Source organism: Bacteroides faecis (genome assembly GCF_020091505.1).
Lineage (GTDB): Bacteria > Bacteroidota > Bacteroidia > Bacteroidales > Bacteroidaceae > Bacteroides > Bacteroides faecis.
Window position 1 is genome coordinate 5,131,999 of the sequence record NZ_CP081916.1, and the last position, 26,292, is coordinate 5,158,290.

19 protein-coding genes and 1 pseudogene are annotated in these 26,292 nt (G+C 41.0%); 5 read left to right on the top strand and 15 right to left on the bottom strand.

Annotation, left to right across the window (positions count from 1 at the left end):
• Nucleotides 1–3 precede the first annotated feature (3 nt).
• The 9 genes and pseudogenes from K6V30_RS20240 to K6V30_RS20280 all read right to left on the bottom strand — a co-directional run bounded on the left by K6V30_RS20240 (nucleotide 4) and on the right by K6V30_RS20280 (nucleotide 9,476).
• Nucleotides 4–1,209, bottom strand: a complete 1,206-nt coding sequence (locus K6V30_RS20240; protein ID WP_070612879.1) for a cupin domain-containing carboxymuconolactone decarboxylase family protein — start codon at nucleotides 1,207–1,209, stop codon at nucleotides 4–6.
• Nucleotides 1,210–1,257: 48 nt separating this feature from the next.
• Nucleotides 1,258–2,295 carry a cyclophilin-like fold protein gene (locus K6V30_RS20245; RefSeq protein WP_055268979.1) on the bottom strand — a complete coding sequence of 346 codons (1,038 nt, stop codon included), beginning with the start codon at nucleotides 2,293–2,295 and terminating at the stop codon, nucleotides 1,258–1,260.
• Between the two features lie 163 nt (nucleotides 2,296–2,458).
• Nucleotides 2,459–3,397 (bottom strand): EamA family transporter, encoded by a 939-nt coding sequence (locus K6V30_RS20250; RefSeq protein ID WP_010538651.1) that lies wholly within the window; start codon nucleotides 3,395–3,397, stop codon nucleotides 2,459–2,461.
• Nucleotides 3,398–3,464: 67 nt separating this feature from the next.
• The gene (locus K6V30_RS20255) at nucleotides 3,465–4,625 is read right to left on the bottom strand and encodes a MalY/PatB family protein (protein WP_010538652.1); all 1,161 of its coding nucleotides are present in this window, start codon (nucleotides 4,623–4,625) and stop codon (nucleotides 3,465–3,467) included.
• 3 nt (nucleotides 4,626–4,628) lie between these two features.
• Nucleotides 4,629–5,490: pseudogene (locus tag K6V30_RS20260) on the bottom strand (DUF3737 family protein).
• A gap of 71 nt (nucleotides 5,491–5,561) precedes the next feature.
• Nucleotides 5,562–6,137 carry a cyclophilin-like fold protein gene (locus tag K6V30_RS20265; RefSeq protein ID WP_081030767.1) on the bottom strand — a complete coding sequence of 192 codons (576 nt, stop codon included), beginning with the start codon at nucleotides 6,135–6,137 and terminating at the stop codon, nucleotides 5,562–5,564.
• A gap of 35 nt (nucleotides 6,138–6,172) precedes the next feature.
• A complete protein-coding gene (locus K6V30_RS20270) occupies nucleotides 6,173–7,204 on the bottom strand; it encodes an alpha/beta hydrolase (protein WP_055268980.1) in 1,032 nt (343 codons plus the stop codon).
• 335 nt (nucleotides 7,205–7,539) lie between these two features.
• Nucleotides 7,540–8,745 (bottom strand): MFS transporter, encoded by a 1,206-nt coding sequence (locus K6V30_RS20275; protein ID WP_055268981.1) that lies wholly within the window; start codon nucleotides 8,743–8,745, stop codon nucleotides 7,540–7,542.
• Nucleotides 8,746–8,759: 14 nt separating this feature from the next.
• Nucleotides 8,760–9,476 carry a flavodoxin family protein gene (locus K6V30_RS20280; protein WP_224207192.1) on the bottom strand — a complete coding sequence of 239 codons (717 nt, stop codon included), beginning with the start codon at nucleotides 9,474–9,476 and terminating at the stop codon, nucleotides 8,760–8,762.
• 307 nt (nucleotides 9,477–9,783) lie between these two features.
• Between K6V30_RS20280 and K6V30_RS20285 the strand changes: the two genes are divergently transcribed.
• The 3 genes from K6V30_RS20285 (at nucleotide 9,784) to K6V30_RS20295 (ending at nucleotide 13,509) form a co-directional block, all read left to right on the top strand.
• On the top strand, nucleotides 9,784–10,689 hold the full coding sequence (locus K6V30_RS20285) for a helix-turn-helix domain-containing protein (RefSeq protein WP_029425618.1): 906 nt from the start codon (nucleotides 9,784–9,786) through the stop codon (nucleotides 10,687–10,689).
• On the top strand, nucleotides 10,686–11,582 hold the full coding sequence (locus K6V30_RS20290; protein ID WP_010538660.1) for a helix-turn-helix domain-containing protein: 897 nt from the start codon (nucleotides 10,686–10,688) through the stop codon (nucleotides 11,580–11,582). The genes K6V30_RS20285 and K6V30_RS20290 overlap by 4 nt, the downstream gene beginning before the upstream one ends.
• A 169-nt stretch (nucleotides 11,583–11,751) precedes the next feature.
• Nucleotides 11,752–13,509: a 1-deoxy-D-xylulose-5-phosphate synthase gene (locus K6V30_RS20295; RefSeq protein WP_055268982.1), complete on the top strand. Its 1,758-nt coding sequence runs from the start codon at nucleotides 11,752–11,754 to the stop codon at nucleotides 13,507–13,509.
• An 85-nt stretch (nucleotides 13,510–13,594) separates the two neighbouring features.
• On the opposite strand, the gene K6V30_RS20300 is transcribed toward K6V30_RS20295, so the two are convergent.
• Nucleotides 13,595–14,485 carry a helix-turn-helix domain-containing protein gene (locus K6V30_RS20300; protein ID WP_055268983.1) on the bottom strand — a complete coding sequence of 297 codons (891 nt, stop codon included), beginning with the start codon at nucleotides 14,483–14,485 and terminating at the stop codon, nucleotides 13,595–13,597.
• Between the two features lie 156 nt (nucleotides 14,486–14,641).
• Between K6V30_RS20300 and K6V30_RS20305 the strand changes: the two genes are divergently transcribed.
• A complete protein-coding gene (locus K6V30_RS20305; protein ID WP_029425619.1) occupies nucleotides 14,642–15,313 on the top strand; it encodes a YczE/YyaS/YitT family protein in 672 nt (223 codons plus the stop codon).
• Nucleotides 15,314–15,356: 43 nt separating this feature from the next.
• On the opposite strand, the gene K6V30_RS20310 is transcribed toward K6V30_RS20305, so the two are convergent.
• The 5 genes from K6V30_RS20310 to K6V30_RS20330 all read right to left on the bottom strand — a co-directional run bounded on the left by K6V30_RS20310 (nucleotide 15,357) and on the right by K6V30_RS20330 (nucleotide 25,464).
• Nucleotides 15,357–15,980 carry a TetR/AcrR family transcriptional regulator gene (locus K6V30_RS20310; protein WP_022302343.1) on the bottom strand — a complete coding sequence of 208 codons (624 nt, stop codon included), beginning with the start codon at nucleotides 15,978–15,980 and terminating at the stop codon, nucleotides 15,357–15,359.
• Entirely contained in the window at nucleotides 15,967–20,193 is a 4,227-nt protein-coding gene (locus K6V30_RS20315; RefSeq protein WP_055268984.1) for an acyl-CoA dehydratase activase, read from the bottom strand. The genes K6V30_RS20310 and K6V30_RS20315 overlap by 14 nt, the downstream gene beginning before the upstream one ends.
• 118 nt (nucleotides 20,194–20,311) lie before the next feature.
• Entirely contained in the window at nucleotides 20,312–23,608 is a 3,297-nt protein-coding gene (locus tag K6V30_RS20320) for a S41 family peptidase (RefSeq protein ID WP_055268985.1), read from the bottom strand.
• Nucleotides 23,609–23,675: 67 nt separating this feature from the next.
• Nucleotides 23,676–24,602, bottom strand: coding sequence for a homocysteine S-methyltransferase family protein (locus K6V30_RS20325; protein WP_022302339.1), 927 nt, complete (start codon nucleotides 24,600–24,602; stop codon nucleotides 23,676–23,678).
• A gap of 40 nt (nucleotides 24,603–24,642) precedes the next feature.
• Nucleotides 24,643–25,464: an MBL fold metallo-hydrolase gene (locus K6V30_RS20330; RefSeq protein WP_010538667.1), complete on the bottom strand. Its 822-nt coding sequence runs from the start codon at nucleotides 25,462–25,464 to the stop codon at nucleotides 24,643–24,645.
• A gap of 213 nt (nucleotides 25,465–25,677) precedes the next feature.
• Between K6V30_RS20330 and K6V30_RS20335 the strand changes: the two genes are divergently transcribed.
• Nucleotides 25,678–26,223, top strand: coding sequence for a methylated-DNA--[protein]-cysteine S-methyltransferase (locus tag K6V30_RS20335; RefSeq protein ID WP_010538668.1), 546 nt, complete (start codon nucleotides 25,678–25,680; stop codon nucleotides 26,221–26,223).
• The last annotated feature ends 69 nt before the right edge of the window (nucleotides 26,224–26,292 follow it).

Sequence of the window (26,292 nt, forward strand, 5' to 3'; positions counted from 1 at the left end):
TGATTATTTTTCCGGAATCACCTCATTCAGACAAGCTATCGCATTGAGTGTGCGCGGATAACCGATATAAGGCAATAGATGGGTTACAACAGCCAGCAGAGTATCTTTATCGTTACCTACATTAACATTCCCCTGTATATGCCCTTTCACCTGCGATTCACAACCTCCCAAAGAAACAAGGATTGAGAACGTTAACAGTTCGCGCATCTTCACATCCAGTCCGTTACGTGTCTGATAGTCTCCGAAACAGTTGGCAGAAAGATAACGCTGAATATGCTTTTGGTTTTCGGGAGCGTTTTTATGCATCTGATCTATCCGCTCACCAAAAATGGACTTCTGCAACCCCAGTCCTTTGTCGAAACGGGTTTCGGAAGAAACAACCGACTGTCCCTCTAAGGGAAGACGAACACCACGGGCCAATAATACATCATTAGTGATACCGATAAAATCCATCACTTTAGCCATACCTGCGTAGGCTACTGCCTGATAAAGGATCTCCTTTATTTCTATCGGAGTAATACCTGCATTAAGAGCGCTTTCAAGCATCATCCGGTATTCAGTCCGGGCCTGCGAGGCTATATTGGATACCAAGGTCACCATCAGGCGGGTTTTAGTATTCAAGTCACCGTATTCCTGTACTTCTTTGGCAAAATGACCCCATATCGCGTCCAGTTCGGGGTCAGTATCACTTAGTCCGCCTCCTCTGTCATCTTTCGTAGCTTCAGCATACTGTTCATCGTCCACCCGTTCCAGCCAAGTATTCTTGTTGGTCTGCGGATTGCATTCAATAGCCAAATGCGAAAACCAACTATCAGGAGCGGCACCGTGCCAATGTTCTACATCAGGTGCTATTTCAACGACATCACCGGGAAGCAAACGACGTGCTGCCTTACCCCGTTCCTGATAATATCCTACGCCTCCAACGGCTATCAGGATTTGTCCGCCTGTATGGCTGTGCCAATTGTTTCGGCAACCAGGTTCAAAAGTAACATTGAACATAGGGACATTCAAGTCTTTGTTACCGGTCAGCGGCGCCAGCCAGGATTTTCCCGTAAAGTATTGTTCGAATCCTGCATTTTCCTTTCCTACCGGAAATGCGCTGAGGTTTTGAGGTACTTCTTCTTTTTTCATATTCTGTGCATTTATAGATTGCATCGGAATCTGCAAAACTCCGATGACTGTTACAAAAATAAAAAATAATCTTCTCATAGTGATATATATTGTTTTATGATTCAGAAACTTCCGCATCTCACTTAGCTACTGTCGCTCGAATTTCACAGCAATATTACCCGGAACGTTCAATGCCGCCATTCCGTCAGCGTCAATGTGACCAATCTTTATCAAGTCGTTACTTTGCGACCAGCTTTTACAAAAGATCGCCACATTATTCCATGGCACATAAATCGTTATATCACCGGGCACAGGTGCACAGCCACGTATCACTCCTGTCGTAGTCAGCGCAGGCGACGGATAAAAGATTTTCTCAGTGATATTATTATAATCATTCAGCGTTACCTCCAGTGGCAAACGCGAAAGGAAGTCCTTCGCAGCAGCATTGTCTTCCATTGTGGCGGTAATTGTACGGTTTCCGACTGTAATCTTTAAATTCATAGAAGTAGATGGATAATTGTTTTCACGACTGGCACCAAGTGTTTCGAGCCACGCTGACACCCGACTTTCCATCTGTGAAAGCGTCGAAGAAGTCAGAAGCAGCGTTTCGGTGAAAGTGGCACCGGAGCAGAGCCTCCGTGCCTCATCAACCGATGTAGAGATACCGCTACTACCACTGGTGGCAAAAAGGGCAATACGTTTACCTGAGAGCTTCGAAGCATGATTGTGCAGGAACGTCTGCATCGGTGTGGCAATACTACTGTACCAGATCGGATAGCCGACAAACACAATATCATAGTCGTCAAAATCTTCAACCGAAGTCTTAATCGCCGGATAATTTCCCTGACGGATAGCAGACAGTTGCTCCTGCGCACGACTGAGCATTCCATCGTAATCACTGTCGTAAGCCACTTGGGGTTCCACTTCCAGAATATCACAATCAAGTATTTTTTGAATCTGCTGTGCCATACGCTCTGTACTGCCTGTGCGCGAGCAATAAAGCACCAGATATCGTCCGTTACCCCCGGGAGTGGGGTCTGCCGGATCTGTAGAATCGTCCTCATCTCCACTACCGGAATTCTCAGGTTGTTGTTCCGGAAGAATCAGATCTGCATTTGATCCGCTACATGCCGCCATCGGTATCATCGTCAGCAGCATCAATGGAATTAATAAAATCTTTTTCATATTACTATACCTTTTTAATATTAAATTACCAGTTACAAAATTACGGGAAATGGTCCGACCCGAATGTATACGATTTACAGATATTTATACCACAATCATGGATTTTGAGGATAGAGCAAAAATAACTCCTAACAAATTTCGTTTGTAATCCTGAAAGTAATAGCTACAAAGATGGTTTTCTCCTGTTATATTTCCTGCTAATCAGCATCACCCCCAAGAGAATCACTAATAAACCGAATATCTGAATAAAAGTAACTTGCTCATTTCCTAAAAAGACTCCTAAAAGAACAGCTATAAAAGGATTGACATAAGCATGTGTCCCTACTTCTGCAGCCGGACGCACTTTCAACAACCAGACATATGCCGAATATGCCAGCAAAGAACCAAAAGAAATCAAATATAACAAGGAGAACCAGCTTCCTGCCGATATTTTACCCCAATCCGCTTCCTGAACATCTCCGCTCATAGCGGCACAAATCCAAAACATTCCACTGGCAAAAAGCATCTGCCACGCAGAACCGGCAAAAGCGTTCACTTCTTCTTCACGGGATGATCGATATTTGGCATACAACGTTCCTAATGCCCAAGAGATACATCCGAAAATAAGAAGCAAAACACCACGTTCACTATATGGATGCAACCATTCAGCATGGAACTGTTCGGCATAAAGCATTACTACTCCCCAAAAACCAATCATGCCACCTATGATTGTGAAAGGATTACAAAAGTTAGTGCGCCACATCGGGATATCCAGCAGTAAAATCCAAAGGGCTGTGGAGGAAGCAATAATAGCCACAAGGCTGCTTGTGAGATAACGTTGTGCCAGCATTACAACAGCCATATCTACAAACAACAATACAATACCACTAATGGCAGAACTCTTCACTAAGCTTTTCTTAAATATCTGTTCTCCCCGTAAATAACAGATTCCAAGAAGTATCAACCCGGCAGCTGTAAACCGCAATGCTCCGAGCAGGAAAGGTGAAAAGTCTTTCAAAGCCACACCTATGAAAAAGTAGGTGGAACCCCAGACTACATAAATAAGGAAATAAGCGACGATAACACCTACCACCTTCCTATTCAAGCAATTCAATCTTTCCATGTTACTTCATTCAACCAGTATTTACAGGGAGTGAGAAGGGGGACCTCTCAATAAATTGACAATTATTTTATTGTTTCAACGCCCGCCTCAATCTTTTCAATCCTTCTATCAACTGCTGCCGCGGACAAGCGATATTGATGCGGATAAAACCTTCACCAGCCTCTCCATATAAGCTTCCTTCGTTTACCCAAAGCTTCTCCTTATCCAGCAGAGTTTTCATTATAGCTTCTGACGGCTGTTTCAACACCGAACAATCGACCCATACCAAATACGTACCTTCCAACGACACTACTGAAAATTCGGGAAGATATTCATCAAAATAAGCTCTCAAACAATGGTAATTGGCAAATAGATATCGATTGAGTTCTTCCAGCCATTCCACACCGTCAGTGTAGGCAGCCATCAACGCCTCTATACCGAACGGATTTACATCGCAGACTTCATTTATATTAATTGCCTTATCTATTTTCATACGGATATCAGCGTCGGCAGAAACAATATTGGCAATCTGAATCCCCGCGAGATTAAAAGCTTTACTGGGCGAAGTGCAAGTTATGGAATGCATCTGAAACTCTTCCGAGACAGAAGCAAAAGGAATATACGTATGTCCCGGAAAAACAAGTTCACAATGAATTTCATCTGATACTACCCACACATCATTTCGGAGACATATTTCGCCCAAACGAGTTAGTTCCTGCTTTGTCCAGACTCTTCCGGCAGGATTATGCGGATTGCACAATAACAGCACTTTTACACCCGGATCAGCCACTTTCTGTTCTAAATCTATAAAGTCCATCTGATAAGTTCCATTCTCATAAATCAAAGGACTGGTAATCACCTCACATCCGTTGTTGCGGATAGAAGAAAAAAAGCAGTTATATACGGGGGTCTGCACCACTACCTTATCACCGGAAGTGGTCAGTGCCTTGATTACAGCCGACAGGGCCGGTACTACTCCGGTAGTATAAATAATCCATTCTTTTTCGATCTGCCAGTTATGACGTCCGGCAAACCATCCTGCCACCGTCCCATAATAAACATCGGGTACACGCACATATCCGAAAATGCCATGTTCTACCCGTTTCTTCAACGCTTCCACAACAGGGGGAGCTGTACGGAAATCCATATCAGCCACCCACATCGGCAACACATCCGCATCTCCGGCAGAATCCCATTTATAGGAGTTCGTACCTCTGCGTGGAACAACTTCATCGAAATTATACTTCATATCTCAATCAAAACAGGTCAGGCCATCCCAAAGTTTCAGTTCACAATCTCCCGGAGATTTCAAATTCTCATCCAGAATAATCGTTCCGAAACTTTCAGCAACAATACGTCCCGTACGCGGATTCTTCACGCTATGAACAGGACTTTTAATCGTTGCTTGTACACTGCTATGTTCGAAAGCAAGGTCAGCATTATCTGCCATCGTACAATTTTCCATTATCAGGTCGTGTGCGTAGCAAAGCGGTTGTGTACCCGAGATTTTACAATTCACCAAACGTAAGTTTTGAGAATGCCAGCCCAGATATTCACCGTCCAGCACAGAATCGTAGACTGTCACATTCTCCGTATTCCAAAATGCATCCTTCGAATGGATTTCAGCATGGCGGATTTCTACATTCTTGCAATATTGGAAGGAGTAATTGCCATTCAATACAAAATTCTTGATGCGGATATCTTCTCCGTGTAAAGAGATAGTCTCCTTTATTTATCTTCACATTGTTCAGTTCTACATTCCGGCAATACCAGAGTGTTTCCAAAGCATTGGGCAACTGTACATTTTCGAGTTCGACTCCGTCCATTTCGCGAAACATCTTCGGTGCTTCCACTAAGGTATCCTTCATCTTCAGATTTTTGGAATACCAAAGTGCGGCACGTGCTCCTTCGGTAAAGAGGCAATTTTTAACTACAAAACCATCATTATGCCAAAACGGATATTTTCCCTCGAAACGACAGTTTACCGCTTCTATATCACTGCACTCTTTCAGTGCCGATTCACCGGCATGAATGGTTACTTCTTCCAAATAAAGCCCGTGGGATGCGAACAAAGGACGTTCGCCTTCGTAATGTGTATTTTTAATTTGTTTCATGATTCGATTGTCTTTTATTTAAATAGTTATCTGTTTTTCTTGATGATTATTCTAAAATGATCGTGATGCAATTATTCTTTTTGCAGTTCGAAAGTTACTGTCACGCTTCCTGAACCTAATGCCGAAGCAAGTCCGGAAGAGTTATTCACACGTCCCAGCCGGGTATAGCTGTATGAGGTGGAAAAACTCTCGTAGAAAAGTACGACGCAATTAGAACCATAGAGCATCAGGTCGCCTGTAAGGATAGTGCCCGGATTGGATGCAGCCGTTGGCAGACTACCTGATAAATAATAATATTTCTCATTTCTATTCAAGTCCGGCATATTCACTGTCATAGGCAGTAACTTTTTGAATGCTTTTACCGTTTCATTGTCTTCCAGCGTAGCATCGAACGAGGAAGAACCTACTGTAATCCGAAGTTTATTACTCATTATTTCATCGTCACTGTCGTCATTATTTCCTCCGGGATTATCGTTCCCACCACCCGGATTATCACTGCCTCCACCACTGGAACTATTATCGTCATTGTTTGCCGGTGGAGCCGGCACTCCTGTATTCGGAGCAAACTCCGTATCATCCGTGCCACACGAGGCGAAACTGACGGACAACGTCAACATTACCAAAGTTGTCATAAATAAGCGCTTCATAACTGTTTCTGTTTTTCCGGTTCTCCTGTTCATACTTATTTCTTCAGATATTCCTTAAAAAAGGATTCCAATTTATCAAATGGTATAAGACCCACACGGTCGTAAAGGTCTACATGCCCCGCACCGGGTACAATGTACAGTTCTTTGGGCTCGGCAGCCAGTCGGTAGGCATCTTCACTAAATTCGCGTGAGTGGGCATTCTCCCCTGCTATGAAAAGCATAGGACGAGGTGAAATAGTCTCAATATCAGCAAAAGGATAGAAATTCATGAATTTCACGTTACTTGAAAGTGTAGGGTGTGTGGTAGTCATCGGAGTTGCTCCTTCGGGAGTAAACTCTCCTCTCTGAGTGCGGTAGAACTCATAAAATTCGCGTTCTATCGGACCAGAGCTTTCTGTCACTTCGTGTACAGTGCCACCGGTATATTTAGTTTCTCCGCCCAGAAACTCTGCATAGCGCTGTTCTGCTGCCTCAGCCATGATTTGTTTCCGTTGTTCTAAAGTCAGCGCATGTTTCAGTCCGTTGCGGCTGGCTGTACCCATATTGTACATGCTGATGGTTGCAATCGCTTTCAGACGAGGGTCTATCTTGGCCGCACTGATAGCGAAACTTCCGCTGCCACAAATTCCGATTACACCAATATTATTCCGGTCGATAAACGGACGTGTACCCAAAAAATCTACTGCGGCACCGAAATCCTCCGCATATAGCTCTGGCAAAACAGCATTGCGCGGCTCACCTTCACTTCCACCCCAAAAAGACAAGTCGATGGACAACGTTACAAAACCACGTTCCGCCATTTTAGTAGCATACAGATTCGCACTCTGTTCCTTGACCGCTCCCATCGGATGTCCGACAATGATGGCAGGATATTTCTCTCCCTCTTTCATGGTCTTCGGCAAAAACAGATTGCCGGCTACTTTCATTTTATACTGGTTAGAAAAAGAAACCTTTTCTACCTTTACCCAATCACTTTTATAAAAGTTATCCGCATCAGCCTGTGCGAAAGAAAAACTGGTTCCAAGCATCATAATAAATACAGCGGTTAATAATAATATTCGTTTCATATCTCTTACATTTAATTATTAATGAATTGATTGTCTACTTTCTACATTGCAAAAATACGGTGAAATAAAAAGAGTGTTTGTAGATGAATTACTGACATTATTACCCCAATTACGGATTATATATTTTTATTCTTTTCTTGTAAGTGAGCATACGCCATATCCACTCGCCAATCCAGCCGGCAATAATAAAAAAAGGCGGAAGTTATCAATAATCCCTTATTGGAAACTTTACGAAACAAAGGCAAAAAGAGTCCGACTAACGCATAAAGCATCCAGCAGAATATAATGTTCTTTAGACTGAATCGAGGCTGAGTTTTCTATATTAGTAGATTTCATCATTCTGTTGCCATATTCATTTTAACTTGTTTCGGTGAATGCGGCACACGAATCCTCAAATAAACAAACACCATACTGGCAATCAGGAAGAGCAATGCACCGAATACAGAATATTGTGTACCCATTTCTGTGATGAAAGCTCCACATATGGCTGTGCCGATTGTTGTTCCCAGATTGGCAGAGGTCAGGAACATCCCGTTAGCAAAGTCCGGAGCTTCGGGAGCAGCTTCCGCAATCATATATTGCATATTATTGCTGGCTATACCCGCCAATACACCCAAAATAAGAATAATAATTACCACAGCTGTAATCCATTCTCCCGTCATAAAAAGACATATATAGGAAACCAACAACGCAAAGGGCATGATAATGATTGAACGCCGCGCATTGATAGATAATAGTTTTCCGGCAAGTACATTACCTACAATGTTCGCCAAACCATAGACAAGCAACACGACGCTAATTACACTATATGATACTTCCGTCACTGTTTTCAAATAGTCCGACATATAGCTGAAGAACCCGAACATAGCCCCATTGATTAAAGTAACGGCAATAATAGAATGCCACATCACCTTTTTTCTCAATACACTGAGTTGTGCACCATAAGATACTTTTTCCTTTACAGGCATGGAGGGAATAAACAAAATAGTAGCTATAAGAACCAATGCATTTACAACTGTAAAAAACAACATTGCCATAGAGAACGAAACCTCACTGGCTATAAAGCTGGTCACCGGAACCCCCAGCACCATACCGGCAGATACACCGACAAAGACCTTTGAGACCGCCTTTGGAGCTTTTTCCTTGCTTACTGATGCTGCAGCTACCGTAAAAGCCATGGATACATATACCGGATGAAGGAAAGCGGGAAGTATCCGTGCAATTAATAATACTGTAAAATTGGTAGTAAGCATGGATATGATATTACTCAGCGTAAACAATCCCAGTGCCAATAGCATGACTTTCTTCCGGTTTACTCCCGAAAACAACAACGGAGTGATAGGAGCCGATGCCGCTACCACCAATGCAAAAACACTCACCGTCCAGCCTGCCTGCGGTACGGAGACCTTAAAAGTTTCAGCTATTAAAGGCAGTATGCCCACCACTCCCATTTCGGTATTTATAATTCCAAAAACACCGACTGTGAGGATAAATACGAGCAAACCGCCCGAATTAAGTTTTAATTTATTCTTTTGTTCCATATTTAATCTGCTATTTACAACTCCAATCCCATTTTATAGGCATTTTCAAGATGTTCTTTATCTATTTGCCGTACCAACTTCTCACATCCGGTACAACCACCGGCACAATATACTCCGACTTCATTCCAGCCCAACGCCTGATTCAGAAACCGAAAATAGCGTTTGGGCTGCTCAAAGGTGCTCTCATTATCATCACCGGCTGTCATCAGCAATACTGAATCCTTCTGCGGATATTTGTCGTCGGCAGAGATGGCGTAAAGCCTCTCTATAAAAGCTTTCAACTGCGATGTGATCGTCCAGAAGTACAGAGGCGAAGCCATTACTACAGTATCACATTCTGCAAACAAAGGATATATGTCGTGCATACCGTCCTTCACCGCACATTGATGAGCGAGCCGCTGACATACCCCGCATCCTCTGCATCCTTCTATCCGCATACTGCCCAGATAGACTTTTGTCACCGAATGTCCCCGTTCAACCAATCCTTTTATATAAGCATCGGTCAACCGATCTGTATTACCTAGTTTTGTCCCCGCACTCATAATGACAAGTACCTTTTTCATATTTCCATGATGTATTTTTTCTATTGTTCGGGGAAGCGGATTATCTGCCGGTCCTTTATCATTCAGCAACCGATAGATGCCCGCCCCTCCTAATAGTAAACTTCCGGTTGCTATCATCGTATTTTTTAAAAAGCCTTTTCTATCCATATTCTTTATAATTAATCTCATATACCCAAAAAGTATAGAGTTTCGTTCGACGGTACAAAGGTCGGAAGAATAAGATGAAAGGATTGTAGACAAATTACGGGTATAATTACCCCAATTACAGATTAGCGTTTTTTGTCTTTTTCCACACAAGATTAGAAATTATGATAGAATCACATTCTGCTATTATATAAATGATTACGCACACGTATCACCTGCTTTGTGTATACAGATTACGGATATCATAACCTCAATTACAGATTCGCAGTTCCACCTCTATGAAGATCGTTTTTTTATGTGTATCTTTGTTACAATTCAACTATCAACAGGTATGGATAAAGTTATAAAATTAGAGAATGTAGACCTGTATAATAGCTTATACGGACTTGAAACCTTGCACCCTTTGGTTAGCATCGTCGACTTGACTAAAGCTACTAAATCCGTTAACCACATCCAAATGAATTATGGTCTTTATGCACTTTTTCTGAAAGAGACTAAAAGTTGCGATATCAAATATGGCCGCCAATATTATGATTATCAGGAAGGCACTATCGTTTGTTTTGGTCCCGGTCAGACAGCAAGTGTAGAAACCTTTGAAGACGAGGTAAGTCCACCTGTCTATGGCATTGTTTTTCACCCCGACTTGATTCGCGGTACTTCTCTGGGAAAAGAAATAAAAAAATATACTTTCTTTTCTTACGCAGTGAACGAAGCATTGCACCTGTCAGATCAGGAAAAGGAAATAGTGATGGATTGCCTGAAGAAAATCAGCATAGAATTGGAACATGCCATAGACAAACACAGCAAAGCATTAATTGCTATGAATATTGAATTGCTGCTAAATTACTGTATGCGTTTCTACGAACGGCAGTTCATCACACGAAGCAACATTAATAAAGATGCTCTCACCAAATTCGAACAACTTCTGGATGAATACTTTCAGAGTCAACTTCCCATGCAGGACGGTCTGCCTTCCGTGAAGTACTTCGCAGACAAGATCTGCCTTTCTTCCAACTATTTCGGAGATATGGTGAAAAAGGAAACAGGAAAAACTCCACAAGAACATATTCAGACAAAGGTGATCGAACTTGCAAAAGAACGTATTGTTGACACAGAGGAAACCGTCAGCCAGATAGCCTACTCACTCGGATTCCAGTATCCGCAACATCTTTGCCGACTATTCAAAAAGCGTGTCGGATGTACTCCGAACGAATATAGAAATCAAGCATTTACATGAAAGAAAAAATATTAAACTTAAAGACTGTACATCAATGTAACCATTGCATGGGAAATAAAACCTTGCATCCATTGGTTAGCGCCATCGACTTGTCTAAAGCAAACCTGACGGAACGTACCCTCAAGTTTGACTTTTACACTATCTTGCTGATGGAAGGACAAGCGGAGGACTTTATATGCGGACGCAAATATTATGACTACTCCAATGCAACGATGATATTTCTTACTCCGGGACAATCTATTAACATGAGTGAGGATAAAATCTTCCCACAAAAAGGATGGTTATTGGCATTCCATCCTACGCTGCTTTGCGGTACTTCCTTAGATGAACATATAGATAGGTATACATTTCTTTTTTATCAACTGAATGAATCCCTTCATCTCTCTCTGCGCGAAAAGACGAAGGCCATAGAATGCATCTGTAACATAGAACAAGAATTAAAACATGCGATAGACTGCCATAGTAAAACCTTGATTTCACGTTACATTGAACTATTGTTAGACTATTGTTCCCGCTTTTACGAACGCCAGTTCATTACGAGAAATGAGGCGAATAAAATGATATTAAAGCAGACTGATAATTTTCTGGTTGAGTATATCGAAATGGGACTATTAAAAAGTAAAGGTTTACCTTCAATAGAATATTGTGGGGAAAAACTTCATTTGTCACCTCATTATTTTAATGACCTGTTAAAGATTGAAACAGGAAAAAACTCTGATGAGTATTTTCAATTTAAACGAATAGAGACAGCCAAAAAGATGTTATTGACAGGAAAACTCACAACCAGTCTGATCGCTGATCAGTTAGGATTCCCCAGCGTACAGTTTTTTAGCCGCCTATTCAGAAAGATGACAGGAATAACTCCCAACGAATATCAGATATCCCAAAACTAACTTCTTTCTATATCCTCTCCCCCTATTAATGCTTTGATCAATCCCTATTCTATGCAGAACTGTAATATGGGTAAAAGAATCTGTAATTCATATACAAACTGATTTCAAATCGGGCAGTATCTTTGCAGTGAAATAAAAATATAGGTATAAACATAAAAAACAAATTGATATGTATCTGGAAAATATCGACTCTCCTGCAGACGTAAAGAAATTATCGTTTCAGGAACTAAATGACTTAAGTCATGAAATACGCGCATCACTTCTCCAAAAGTTGAGTGAACACGGCGGACACTTCGGTCCTAACTTCGGAATGGTGGAGGCAACTATTGCTTTGCACTATGTCTTCAATTCACCGAAAGATAAAATTGTATATGATGTATCACATCAGAGTTACGTACATAAAATGCTGACCGGTCGTAAAGATGCTTTCCTGCATCCGGCTGAATATGACAATGTATCCGGCTACTCGGAACCACAGGAAAGTGAACATGATTTCTTTGTGATCGGTCATACTTCTACTTCTGTCAGTCTGGCAAGTGGATTAGCTAAAGGACGTGATCTGACAGGTGGCAACGAAAACATCATCGCTGTAATAGGCGACGGTTCATTAAGCGGAGGCGAAGCATTCGAAGGATTGGATTATGTTGCAGAAATGGGTACTAACATGATTATTATTGTCAATGACAATCAGATGTCTATTGCCGAAAATCATGGAGGCTTATATAAGAATTTAAAAGACTTACGCGACAGCAACGGCCAATGTGAATGTAACTTTTTCAAAGCGATGGGACTGGACTATATGTATGTGAATGACGGCAATAATGTAGAAGCACTGATTGAAGCTTTCTCTAAAGTAAAAGACATCCTGCATCCGATCGTAATCCACATTAATACATTAAAAGGCAAAGGTTACGAGCCTGCGGAACAAAATAAGGAAAAATATCACTGGCGTACACCGTTTGATATAGTAACTGGAGAATCGAAAGTAAACGATGATGCAGAAGACTATAGTGAAGTGACCGCTCAATATCTGCTGAAAAAGATGAAAGAAGATAAAAGGGTAGTTACTATTACTTCCGGTACTCCTGCTGTTTTGGGATTTACTCCTGCCCGTCGCCAGGAAGCAGGCAAGCAGTTTGTAGATGTCGGCATTGCCGAAGAACACGCAGTAGCTCTTGCTTCTGGCATTGCAGCCAATGGTGGAAAACCGGTTTACGGAGTATACAGTACATTTATACAACGTTCATACGACCAACTCTCGCAAGATCTTTGTATCAATAACAATCCGGCAGTTCTGTTGGTATTTTGGGGAACATTATCCGGCATGAATGATGTTACTCACCTCTGCTTCTTCGATATTCCACTGATCAGCAATATCCCCAATATGGTTTACTTGGCACCCACCTGCAAAGAGGAATATCTTGCCATGCTGGAATGGAGTATCCGCCAGAATGAACATCCGGTTGCTATCCGTGTACCTGCCACAGAGGTTATCAGTTACGGCGAACCGGCAGAGTCTGACTATAGCAATCTCAATCGTTATAAAGTTGTCCACCGCGGTTCCAAAGTAGCTATCGTTGCATTAGGTTCCTTCTTTGGATTAGGTCAGTCAGTTCTGTCATTGCTGAAAAATAAAGCCAATATTGATGCCACCCTTATCAATCCTCGTTATATCACAGGCGTAGACAGCGAATTAATGGATGAACTGAAAGCTGACCACGAATTAGTAATTACACTGGAAGACGGAGTGCTGGATGGCGGTTTTGGTGAAAAGATTGCCCGTTATTATGGAGCGACGGATATGAAAGTTCTCAACTACGGAGCCAAAAAGGAATTTGTAGACCGTTACGACGTACAAGAATTGCTCCGCTCCAATCACCTGACAGATAAACAGATTGTAGAAGATATCATATCCTTGGTTGGCTAATGAGTCAAAACCGGTTCACTATATAATTTCATGCAGGTTGATGTATCCGCTCGTTATGAGACTACATCAACCTACTTTTTTTCAATCAAATCAATAATCCTTTCCGATAGCTGAGTGGAGTCCGTCCTGTATTTCTCTTGAAAAATTTACAGAAACCGGCAGCATCACTAAAACCTAGCCGGGAGGCAATATCCCCTACCGTGAGTTTAGTGGAACTTAACAAGGTACGGGCTTCCATTACCAACAATTCATTAATAATAGTATTCACACTTTTTCCTGTTCCGGCACGAACGATACGTGCAAGATATTGTTCACTGATAGCCAGCTTATCCGCATAGAAACTGACAAAATGTTCCTCTCTGAAATTTCGGGTAACAAGCGCATGAAACTCCTGTAAAACGTGGTCTTTATGGCTGACCTGCTTTCTGATAATGGTTTTCCGGGAAAGAAAATCGGCTATATCCAGAAACAAAGCATTACATGCCGCCTGTATTCTCCGGAAAAGAAACTGATGTTCTATATTCAGCAGATGCATCAGCACTTCCAATTCATTGCGGATAATTTGAGCTTCGTACGCAGTCAGTTGTATGGTGTATTGCCTATTCTGCCTCATCGTAGCCAACAGGATGGCTGTTATCTGGGTAAGATAAGAATCGTCTGTCCGCATGGATTCGGAAATAGAGAGGGTGATAAACTTTATATCCGGACTCGAATAAAGATGATCAGTGAGATAATTCGCTCCATGAACAAGTAGCATATCAGGCTCTATCGCAATAAACTCACCATTCAGCAAAATCTCGGAACGACCTTCAAGAACGAGGATCATATAAAGTTCACGGTTAAAGTAACGTTCATTTTCCGGATAACTTCTATCTTTATATTCACTCATAAAGCAGACTACCTCCTCTTTATAATGAGGAATTTCCGGATGTTCCTTTAGCAACTGCCTATTATCAAAAATACGGGATTTTACCATTTATGCCTCCTCCTTTTCGACGTAAAAATACAATTTGTTTCGGATATGACAAAAACTGTGTGGAATTGGATAACTCATTTCAGGCAAAAAAACGGGACCTTTGCATACTCTTCTTTACAGAATGGAGAAGAAACCAATCATATAGAGTATAAAGACATGGAAATGAAGGACGTTTTTAAAAGGTATTTAGTATTTGTTATCGGATTGTATTTTCTGGCTGCCGGAATAGTATTGATCGTGCGTTCCGCGTTGGGAACGACACCTATATCCAGCGTCAATTATGTATTAAGTCTGAACAGTCCCTTGTCATTAGGGACTTGTACATTTCTCATCAATATGCTGCTTATTATGGGACAGTTTTGGTTAATCAGAAAAAATAATACCAAACAGGATACCATTGAAATACTTCTTCAATTGCCGTTCTCCCTTATCTTTTCAGCATTCATTGATTTCAATATGGCACTCACCAGTGATCTACATCCCGACAATTACGGGATGTCAATAGCCTTATTACTCACAGGATGTATGATACAATCCATAGGAGTAGTACTCGAACTCAAACCTAAAGTAGCTATGATGAGTGCAGAGGCTTTTGTGAAGTATGCCTCCCGACGCTACAACAAAGAGTTTGGAAAGTTCAAAGTCTGTTTTGATGTTACGCTGGTCACTCTGGCAGTCATACTCTCTCTCCTGCTTTCTCAATGTATCGAAGGTGTTCGCGAGGGCTCTCTTATCGCCGCCTGTATCACAGGATATATCGTCAGTTTCCTGAATCAGAAAATAATGACAAGGAAGACTCTCTACAAGTTATTACCCGCATTGAAGTAAATTGCATAAGAGTAAACTGTTAGAGAAATAAGTTTTTATTTCTCTAACCTACTACCAGTAACGCTTCCATCTGCCTGACTATATAAGGTTTCCACTGAACAAGTATATCCTCAAAAGTATCCTCCTTCTCCAAAAAGAAAGAAGCACTAAGATTTTTTGTCAGAAAGGGTACTGTCAATGCGCTATAAAAAGTATAAAACACAAATGGCAGAGGAACTGTTTTAAGTCTCCCACCATTCATTTCTTCCTGCAAAACATCCATAATCTTATGGAGATATTGTTCCAAACGTAACTCTTTGATCGTAGTACTTAAATGGTCCATATCACGATGCATTTCTCTCACCATAAACAATGGTAAACATGGGTTTTCAGTAAATACTTTATAATAAGCATCTACAATTTCACCAATACTCTCGGAAACAGGTTTGTCCTGCTGAATGATGATATCATGTATTCGGGGAATAAAAGAAAGTATGATGTTGCCAAAAACGGCCTGGAACATCTTATCCTTCGTTCTGAAATAATAATGAAGCACCGGTCTGTTGATACCAACTTTAGCAGCAATATCACTCATACTGGTTTCCGCAAAACCATTCTCTATAAATAGTTCCTTGGCAGCCTCAACTATCTTTTTCTCCACATCTTCATTGTTATTAGTTGTTGTCATAATTCATTGTCGCATTTTTCAGATTATCAATAAATAAAAGCATACGGTTTGTTATGTTTACGTCGCTCACACCACTATCAAAGTCTAAAGATAGTAAATTTATATCCGGATAGAAACTTTTTATACGTTTTTCGACTCCTCTGGATACGATGTGATTTGCTATGCAGCCAAAAGGTTGCAAACTCACGACATTTTTCACTCCTTGCCGGGCGTAAGACACGATTTCAGCCGGTAATAACCAACCTTCACCGAATTGAGCATTCAAGGAAATAATATTTTTAGCTCCCTCCGCCTCTTCAAAAATATCATTGAAGGGGACAAAGTAACGGAACTGATTTGCAGTCTTGTTTATTTTATCAATCTGTTTTTTTACAAACCTGTAAATCCAATCGTAAATAAACTCAGGCAATTGCCTGTTTTTTACATAAGAGTCCGTATTGATCTTCCTATTCACAAATCCCTGCATAAAAAAGTCAACTAAAATCGGTGGAACCACTTCTATCTTCCGGTCTATCAGCCAATCAATGATCTCTTTTTGAGCAAAAGGATTGAATTTCAAAAAAATTTCTCCTACAATTCCAACTTTAGGGGTATCAACAGCCTTACATATACTATTAAATTCAGCGATAGCCGATTGCAACAAAGAATGAAGTCCTTTTATATCTCTTCTCAGTATCACTTCAGATGCAAGCTGCAAATATTTATCACGTAACCTAGCCGATACACCTGCCTCTTTCTCACGTACTACCGACGCATAATAAAACTTTGCAATGCAGTCACTATACAAAACAGCATGAAAAGTAATCGGAATTACTTTCATCCAGTTGACCTTGAAGGCAGGTTGATTATTATCTATTTCACTGCCCACAGAAATAGAGATTACAGGAATATCCGTATATCCGGCATCCATCAGTGCCTTTTTTATCAAAGAAATATAGTTACTAGCACGGCACTGCCCTCCCGTTTGAGTGATTGCCACTGCTATTTTGGCTACATCATATTTTCCACTTTTAAGCGCTTTCAGGATATCACCAACTATCAAAGTAGCCGGATAACAGACCTCATTATTGGCATACTTCAATCCCCATTCACTTGAATCACTATCACTGAGAGGAAGATTTTCCGCATCATAACCGGCTACTTTCATTATAGCAGGAATCAAAGGTGAAATAAATGGAGTAAAGTAAGGAACTAATATTTTACGGTCACGGTAAAACTCATCATAAACAGGGACAGTCGCAAAGTCTTTTACACCGATATCTTCTGTTTCATTCATATTCGCAAGTTTGAGGCTTTCGATCATTGAACGTACCCTCAACTTCATTGAACCGATATTATTGATATCATCCAGCTTCAATAAGGTCAGCGATTTATTATGACGCATCAGCAAATCTCTCACTTCATCTACCAGAAAGGCATCCGGACCACACCCGAATGACGTCATTTCTACAAACTGAACATTCTGTCCTTGTGTTGCGCACCATTTCGCTGCTTTTAAAATACGATTCGTATAGGCCCATTGAGCAACAAAATGCGCATCATCCACCGGAATATCCAAATGACGCACCCAATCATCCATTATCACATTCACTCCCATATCCGAAAGCATGTCCGATACTTTATGCTGTATCAGAGAATCGGTATGATAAGGGCGTCCGGCAAGCATGACAGTCAGCGTCTCCCCTCCCCCTGCATGCTTCAATATATTTTTATTATACTCAACCAATGTATTAATAAAAGAAATCTGTTCGCTTTCCGCCTTATTGAATGCCTGCTGAATCATTTTATCATCCACATTCAAACTGCTCAGATATTCACGGCATTGCTTAAATAGCAGCCTCCGGTCTTTGAAAGTTATTGCAGGAGAGTCAATGGGTATACCTTCGGACTGTACACTCTTGATAACCTCCGAATACCCTGTTACAATAGGACAATTATAACTGTTTTGTTCCTTCCCTTTTCTTTCAAAGATGACAAAAGGCATAAATATCCGGTCCACCTTCTTTTCTATCAGGTTCTGTACATGGCTATGTACCAACTTAGCCGGAAAACAGATATTGTCCGACATCACCATCCGTGCACTATGCTCATACTTCCTGAAATTGGATGGATCAGACAAGCAGACTTGTATATCACAGGAAGTGAAGAGAGTATGCCAGAAAGGATATTCCTCGTACATATTCAGGCATCGGGGGATACCGATGATCTGTTTAGGAACTGCAATCTCCACACTGCGGTGAAACAAAAGTTCTTCTTTTTGTCGATAAACATTCAGACCTTTTCGATTACTGCTCTCCCCATTCGTGAAAACTTTCTCACATCTGTTTCCCGAATAGTAACTTTTACCGCTTTCGAACTGATAACGAATGACCAGACAGCGGTTATCACAACCTTTACAATACAGAGAACGTGCCGAATATTGAGCTTTATTTATAATCTCATTCAATGATACGGATTCCCCCTGATGCTTCATCGCATATAATGCACATCCGAAGGCTCCCATCAACTCAGGAGTATCACATCTTGCAACTTCTGCTCCTGTGAGAAGTTCAATAGCACGGACCACCGCATCATTGCGCATGGTCCCCCCCTGTACAACAATATCGTTCCCCAAAACAGATATATCTTTCAGTTTTAGTACCTTATACAAGCAATTCTTAACAACAGAATATGCCAGTCCGGCGGCAATATCATTGATAGTTGCTCCCTCCCTGAGCACCTGTTTCACTTTTGAGTTCATGAAAACAGTGCACCTTGTTCCCAAATCGCACGGTGCTTCCGAGCGGCAGGCTGCCAATGAAAATTCTTGCGCCGAATACCCCAAAGACTTAGCAAATGTTTCAAGAAATGAACCACATCCGGATGAGCACGCTTCATTAATCTCCATCCGGTCAATCACTCCATTATTCACAAAAATGGCTTTCATATCCTGTCCTCCGATATCGAGGATGAAAGACACATTCTTATTCAGATAGTGTGCTGCCATATAATGAGCAATCGTTTCGATAATTCCCGAATGAAGCTGAAAGGCCGATTTTATAAGGTCTTCACCATATCCGGTAGAGCAACTTCCTTTTATATCGAGTACAGCACCCTGCTTCAAACATTCTTCGCTCAACCGATTCAAACCATCCTCTACGGCCTTTATCGGATTTCCTCCATTCATATTATAGTAAGAATACAATACTCTTGAATCTCCATCCAATACAACAATCTTTGTCGTGGTAGAACCGGAATCAATGCCAATAAAAACATCTTGTTTTCCGGCTTTCAAACCGGAAGACATCATCTTATGACGAGATATTCTCTCTTTCCATATTTCATATTCCTCACTACTCGTAAAAATGGGGTTCAGCCCTGTTGCAGTAAGATTTCCTGCACAGTTTAAAGTAGTGTCGATCTTATCGATCAAATGAGACAGTTTATAATAATCCTCACCCTCGATATGAAATAAAGCAGCCCCCAATGCAGGAAGTAAAGTACCGTTGGCAGGCAGTATTATCTCTTGTTCATCAAAAGATAAATAATCAATAAAGGCTTTTCTCAGTGCCGGAATGAAAGTCAACGGACCACCGCAAAACAATACGGGAGTTGTTATATCACAGCCATGTGCCAGTGTCACGACTGTCTGAACAGCTACTGCACGAAAGATAGAAGCCGCAATATTCTCACGACTTACATTTTTAGCAATCAGATTCTGAATATCTGTTTTACAGAAAACACCGCAACGGGAGGCAATCGGATACACCTGTTTCGCATTCATGGCAAGATGATTCAATTCATCAATATTCACCCCCAGTATGATCGACATCTGATCAATAAAAGCACCTGTTCCTCCTGCGCAATTTCCGTTCATGCGCAAATCAGTCGCTTCGCCATCTTTGAAGAAGACAACTTTCGCATCTTCCCCTCCGATGTCTATCATGGAAGTCACATGAGAATAATCTTTTTGTATCGCTTTCGCCGCTGCAACAACTTCCTGTACAAATGGCAATGAACATTTCTCGGAAATTCCCATTCCGATAGAGCCTGTTATTCTTAAGGAGATATCTTTATCTCCAATTTCGGATAACAGCTCTTTCAGGAATGATAAAATTGTCTCTTTTGCTTTCGCATTGTGTCTCTCGTACTTCGAAAATAATAAATTATCATTTTCATCGATAGCAACTAACTTCACAGTTGTTGAACCTACGTCAATTCCTATTTTAATCATGTTCTACACTATGTCCCCTTAGCTTGACACTATTGTCAAACATAAAAGTAGAAATAACTTTGATACATCATTTCAACAGGAGTGTTCTTTTCGATTCTTTTAACACAAACGAAGATATCTACTTCTTCTGGCTGTCTATCTCTTTAAGCAATTCATCCACAGCCATTTTCAGTTGTGTATCCTCACCTTTCACCACTGTTTCCGGGCTATTGGCAACTTTAATATCAGGTTCCAGTTGAGTATTTTCCAGATAGCTGCCGTCAGGCAAACGATAACCGATGATAGGAATTCCGAATACCAATGAAGGGTCTTGTAATGTTTCCCAAGACACACTTGTCATTGTTCCCGGAACAGGCATTCCCACAAGCTTTCCAATATTCTGATGCTTATACACCCACGGAGTACCATGAGCATTCGAATAATTGGCTTCACACTGCAACATAATAGAAGGTTTATTCCAGCGGCGGCTTGGCATATCGCAGGCTTCACGTCCGCGTACCACCTGAGTAAAATATTTCTGACCACTAAAAAGTATTTCAATATCTTCATGCAGGCGACCACCCCCATTAAAGCGAGTGTCGATCACAATTCCATCACAGTTATTATATTTTCCCAGAATATCCGAATAAACAGTACGAAAACTTCCATCTCCCATCGATTGAATATGAACGTATCCTAAACGACCGCCAGACCATTTCTCCACATCTGCAGCACGTTGCTTTACCCAACGTTTATACAGCAGGCCATTGAGCTGTCCGCTTGTGATAGGCTTAACCACTTCTTCCCAGCGCTCCTTGTTCTGTGGATCGTACAGCGAAATCAGCGTTTTCTTTCCTGCCTTATTATTCAAGAGAGCAGTGATGTCTTTATCCGGAGCTATTTCGTCTCCGTTGATTTTCTCGATAATGCATCCTGCCTTTACCTTGGTGCGAGAATGGTCGAACGGACCTTTCTCTATTATTTCAGCAATCTGCATGCCCTTTCCCTGATAATTCCAGTCAAACAGTAATCCCAGATTAGAAGTCACATCTCCATTGCTTCTTGGAGAATAGCGACCTCCGGTATGCGAAACATTCAGTTCACCCAACCATTCGCTTAACAGCTCTGCAAAGTCGTAGTTATTATCTATATGCGGCAAAAATTTGCGATAGGCAGCCGTCATAACATCCCAGTCTATTCCATGCATATTAAGATTATAAAAACGCTTTTGATGCTGTTTATACACATGGTCGAACATCGCCTCACGTTCAGCAGCTAAATCCATTTTCATTTCAGCCTGATAACTGATAGATTTCAGAGCATCCGATTTAGCATCCATTTTCTGCATATTTCTGCTTCCCAGTAAAAAGATATCTCCTTTTTTGTCCAGCATCAGCGATGCCCAGCCGGAATTAAGTTTATGGAGACGCTTCGTATCCTTTTCACGAAGATTCATTTTCCAAAGGTCATAGCCTTCCTCAAAGGCAGAGAAATAATACAGATTCTCCCCATCCTTTGAGAGGATGGCACTACCCAGATCAGAAGAGTTGGGAGTCAAGCGTACAATACGGTCTTCAATGCCATTGAGTTCTACAATAATGTCATTCTTATCCTCCAACTCCTCTTCATCTCCCGCTTTGTCTGCCTTATCTTTTTCTTTATCTGCCTTTTCCTTTTTAGACTTGTTTCCGTCTTTTTTCTTATTATCGTCTTTCTCCTTTGCTTTCTTCTGTTCCTTTTCAAATTCTTTGAGCAGTTCAAAATCCTCTTTGCTCAAACGGTAACGGTCGTAAGCATCCTGATTCAAAAACACCATCATCACATCCTGCTGAGAACCCCAGGAAGCATGCGCACGCATACCATAACGCTCCGTCTGGAACAGAATGGCATTTCCATCCAGCACCCAACGTGGAGAACCGCTAATATAACCACTATTAGTCAAATTAATGATAGTACCTCCCTGCGCGCTGACAATACCGATATCGGAATAAGGATCGTGACGATTGCCGATAAATTCAAGCGTAAACCACTTGCCATCGGGTGACCATTCGTAGTCGAATCCGCCACCGGTGTTGTACCAAGTAGAACCGTCTGTCACCTGACGCACTTTCTTTGTTTTCAGATCAAGTACCATCAACCGGTTACGGTCTTCAATAAAAGCCAGTTCCTTACCATCCGGAGAATATTGCGGATAAGCGCGCTCTACGGTCTTAGAAGGAAGCAGCACCTCTTCCTCAATAAGAGTTGCATTGGGAAAGTTTGCCTCCTCTTTACGAGCTATCTTGGCGGTATAAAGTTGCCAGTTACCAGTCCGTTCGCTTGCATATACAAGTGTACGATTGTCGGGAGCAAAAGATACACTGGCTTCCTTTGCCGGAGTATTCGTTATTTGCTTGGTTGTAGCATAATCAGTTGAAGTCACAAAAACATCACCACGTACAATAAAAGCCACCTGTTTACCATCCGGAGACACAGAAGCGGAAGTTGCCCCCTGAGAAAATCGAAGAGCAGCCATCTCTTTTTCATCATCACGTACAAGGTCAACGCTCACTTTCTTCGGACGGGCGTTGGGCTCCTGCGTATAAAGCTCTCCGTCATACGTATAACACAATGTTCCTTTGTCACTGATGGACAAGAAACGTACCGGATGCGTGCGGAAAGTAGTAATAGCTTTCACTTCTTGCGGAGCGTTCAAATCAAAGTTATATACATTGAATGAACCGTTGTTACGCTCACTTAAAAAATAAACAGAAGTGCCGTCCGGTGCATATACCGGGTTACGATCCTCCCCTCCCCGGTTGGTCAGATTGGTATGTTTCCCGGTTTGGGTATCATATAACCAGATATCTCTTGTTATAGAAGATGTGTGATGTTTCCTCCATTCATCTTCAAAACCTTTACGATCCTGATAAAGGAAATTTTTCCCCGATTTATCAAAGCACACCCATTCGGCAGGAGTAGCCAGCACCTGTTCGGTACGTCCTCCGGAAACCGGAACTTTATACAACTCCGTCATTGCTCCGGTAGGAAACAGGGCACTGTTCGCCGGGTCCTGAATAGATGCAGAAAAAAGTACAAATTTACCGTCAGGAGTAAAAGCTGAAGGAATCTCCGAAGCGGAATGAAAGGTCAATCTACGTGCTATTCCACCGTCAGCCGGCATAATAAAGAGATCGAAATTACCATTTCGGTCGCTGGCAAAGGCTATTTGTTTTCCGTCAGGCGACCAAACAGGATTAGCCTCATAAGAGGCTTGTGTCGTTAACTGAACAGCAGCTCCTCCCTGTGCAGGAACTTTGTAGATATCCCCTTTATAACAAAAGACGATTTCCGATCCATCCGGTGAAATACGTGCATCACGCATCCACAGAGGGGTAATAGCATGGCTGGATAATGCAACCAGTACCAATGCTAAAGAAGTTATAAGTTTCTTCATATTATTGTATGTTTATATATTTAATTTATATTCTAAATTTCACAAGAAGACTATATTTAAAGCTGCTTTAAACCACTTTTGATATTCCAGCGATTTCTTCCATGTGCCTGCTGTCTGTTCCACAACACCCACCAAATATTTTAAGATGATAATCTGATTTTAACCTTAAAATAGCCTTACCTAAATCGACTGCCGAAGAAGTACGCAAATTCTTTGCTCCATCCAATTCCTTATATGAAAGTCTGGAAGTATTTGCCTGTATACCCCAAAAGCGATTTTTTACCATCTGTGTTTGATTGAACTTATGAGAAAGTGCTTCGTAAACGATATCAGGATGAACGCAATTTGTCATATAGCACACTGGCTTGTTTGATACATGATTATCAATGTAATATATAGCATCATTAATTGTATGGCCGTCTATCAATTTTCCGTTTCTTTGAATGGTAAAACTGATAATATATGGAATATCTGTATCAGACATAGCGACTGCCATTCCGATAGCCTCCGACAATACAGGCATTATACCCGCATATAAAAAATCAACTCCAACGGATTTGAACAGACTGGCTTGCCAACTGTGAAAGGCTATTGCCTCTTCTTGGTTTAGAGCTCTTTCACTTGTATATGCATCTCCCTTACATCCCATCAAACCACCGATATACATGTTCACATTCGCCGTTTCTTTTATTGTACGAAGAAAATCCACATTGTCTGTGATGATGGATTCATTGTATCCAGCCATATAAACCCGCTCTTTGTTGGCCCTTCTTGTTGGAGTTGTTGCAAGAAATGGCAACTGATATCTATGTGCAATATCCATATATTCATTCCATAGCGTTTTTAATGCCATTCTGCCTTTTTGCTGATAAATTAGGTCAGCCATTGCAACGGTACCACTGATATCCAAATCAAACTCCCTCTTTAGTCGCTCTCCTAAAGCACCTTCCATCAGTATAAAGGGATAAGAATCTATGCAGTCTTTAAAGTTCATCCAGTTCATTTTTTACATTCTGTCAAGTCATCTTAGATAATTATATCAAAGAATTCGTCTGAATCAAGTTCCCTGTGTGATTATAAAATACTCTATCACCAAACTCCTTATAAAAGAAAGCATATTTATCTACTCCCGTACAATGGCAGACACCCATCTTTTGAGGTAAATATTCATGCAGATAATCAGCAATAATTTTATATTTAAATTCTTCTGCTTTATGAATATGAAAACCACCTAAAAGTAAATTGCAGGGTAGTCCCGGAAATACGGTTCGTACAGTCCGCAATATATTGGTAATACCACGATGAGAACAAGCACTTAAAACAGAAAGTCCTTCAGGCGCAACCAATGTCATAGCTAATTCGTCAGAAAAAGTATCCGGCACTTTAGAACCTTCTTCTTTCTGAATCCAAAACCGTTCAAAATGGGTATCTCTCCGGTCTATAATATCCACAGAAGGGAAAAGAAATACTCCGGGAACCAGCTCAGTCAAATCATCAATAAAATGGAATCGGGAAAGATCAAACGAATGGGTATGCTTTATTCCATTTTCACGTTCATCTTTAAACTTAGGTAAAAACACTTCGCGTTTGCAGGCAACTGTCGCTTTCGTATTCAATTCCATAAAATAACGCAATCCGCCTGTATGGTCACTGTGACCATGAGATAATACCAGATAATCCACCTTTTGCAGATCAATATGTAATAAACGGGCATTACGGATAAATAAATCGGAAGCTCCCGTATCAAAAAGTAATCTATTTTCCGGAGTCTCAATATAGAGTGAAAGCCCATGTTCTGCCTGCAATTTACGTCCATAGACACAATTTTCTACAAGAGTCGTTATTTTATAGTTCATGTAGCTTGGTTATTAATCAAATAATACGAAATAAAAAGTTCTGCTACAAAATTAGAATAATTCTATGGCAGAACAAGCAATCAACCGATTTAAATCCATTGTAGGGGTAAAATCTATTGTTTCAGGCTTTCACTGCCGAATGATTCATTTTGTAGTTTGAATGTAAATAATTACTTTTACATCCATATTTAACCCTTCAAATAAAGAATTAAAATGGAGAAAGAAGAAAAAGGTAAAGCAAAAGCAGTTCAGATACAGTACTATCAATCTCCATGCGGGAAATTGATACTCGGTTCTTTTGAAGACAAACTCTGTATGTGTGACTGGGTGGTGAGTGAAAAACGCAGAGCTGCAATTGACAAACGGATACAAAAAGCCCTAAACGCTCAATATGTAACAGAAAACTCTGAAGTAATCGCAAAAACGATTAGCCAGTTAGATGAATATTTTTCCCGCCAAAGAATAGCATTCGATGTTCCTCTGCTTCTTGTCGGGACGGAATTTCAGAAAAGTGTGTGGAATGAACTGCAAAATATCCCCTATGGAACAACGATATCGTATACTCAATTATCACAAAGGCTGAACAATCCGAAAGCTATCCGTGCAGTAGCCTCTTCTAATGGAGCAAATTCGATTTCAATACTTATTCCTTGTCACAGAGTGATCGGCAGTGACCATAAATTGACCGGATATGCAGGTGGTCTTACAGCCAAAAAGACATTATTGGAGCTGGAATCGAACGAAAGAAGATTATTATAATCAGGGTAATTAAACTGATTTTTTTATACATATATATATCAAAAAGATAGTGTCGCTATCCCATTACTA

Excerpts from the sequence above, each read along its gene's own strand:
- K6V30_RS20275 (WP_055268981.1), bottom strand. The coding sequence starts at position 8,745 with ATGGAACAAAAGAATAAATTAAAACTTAATTCGGGCGGTTTGCTCGTA.
- K6V30_RS20245 (WP_055268979.1), bottom strand. The coding sequence starts at position 2,295 with ATGAAAAAGATTTTATTAATTCCATTGATGCTGCTGACGATGATACCG.
- K6V30_RS20310 (WP_022302343.1), bottom strand. The coding sequence starts at position 15,980 with ATGACAACAACTAATAACAATGAAGATGTGGAGAAAAAGATAGTTGAG.
- K6V30_RS20280 (WP_224207192.1), bottom strand. The coding sequence starts at position 9,476 with ATGAGATTAATTATAAAGAATATGGATAGAAAAGGCTTTTTAAAAAAT.
- K6V30_RS20320 (WP_055268985.1), bottom strand. The coding sequence starts at position 23,608 with ATGAAGAAACTTATAACTTCTTTAGCATTGGTACTGGTTGCATTATCC.
- K6V30_RS20240 (WP_070612879.1), bottom strand. The coding sequence starts at position 1,209 with ATGAGAAGATTATTTTTTATTTTTGTAACAGTCATCGGAGTTTTGCAG.
- K6V30_RS20250 (WP_010538651.1), bottom strand. The coding sequence starts at position 3,397 with ATGGAAAGATTGAATTGCTTGAATAGGAAGGTGGTAGGTGTTATCGTC.
- K6V30_RS20300 (WP_055268983.1), bottom strand. The coding sequence starts at position 14,485 with ATGGTAAAATCCCGTATTTTTGATAATAGGCAGTTGCTAAAGGAACAT.
- K6V30_RS20270 (WP_055268980.1), bottom strand. The coding sequence starts at position 7,204 with ATGAAACGAATATTATTATTAACCGCTGTATTTATTATGATGCTTGGA.
- K6V30_RS20265 (WP_081030767.1), bottom strand. The coding sequence starts at position 6,137 with ATGAAGCGCTTATTTATGACAACTTTGGTAATGTTGACGTTGTCCGTC.
- K6V30_RS20255 (WP_010538652.1), bottom strand. The coding sequence starts at position 4,625 with ATGAAGTATAATTTCGATGAAGTTGTTCCACGCAGAGGTACGAACTCC.
- K6V30_RS20330 (WP_010538667.1), bottom strand. The coding sequence starts at position 25,464 with ATGAACTATAAAATAACGACTCTTGTAGAAAATTGTGTCTATGGACGT.
- K6V30_RS20325 (WP_022302339.1), bottom strand. The coding sequence starts at position 24,602 with ATGAACTTTAAAGACTGCATAGATTCTTATCCCTTTATACTGATGGAA.
- K6V30_RS20285 (WP_029425618.1), top strand. The coding sequence starts at position 9,784 with ATGGATAAAGTTATAAAATTAGAGAATGTAGACCTGTATAATAGCTTA.
- K6V30_RS20295 (WP_055268982.1), top strand. The coding sequence starts at position 11,752 with ATGTATCTGGAAAATATCGACTCTCCTGCAGACGTAAAGAAATTATCG.
- K6V30_RS20335 (WP_010538668.1), top strand. The coding sequence starts at position 25,678 with ATGGAGAAAGAAGAAAAAGGTAAAGCAAAAGCAGTTCAGATACAGTAC.
- K6V30_RS20290 (WP_010538660.1), top strand. The coding sequence starts at position 10,686 with ATGAAAGAAAAAATATTAAACTTAAAGACTGTACATCAATGTAACCAT.
- K6V30_RS20315 (WP_055268984.1), bottom strand. The coding sequence starts at position 20,193 with ATGATTAAAATAGGAATTGACGTAGGTTCAACAACTGTGAAGTTAGTT.
- K6V30_RS20305 (WP_029425619.1), top strand. The coding sequence starts at position 14,642 with ATGGAAATGAAGGACGTTTTTAAAAGGTATTTAGTATTTGTTATCGGA.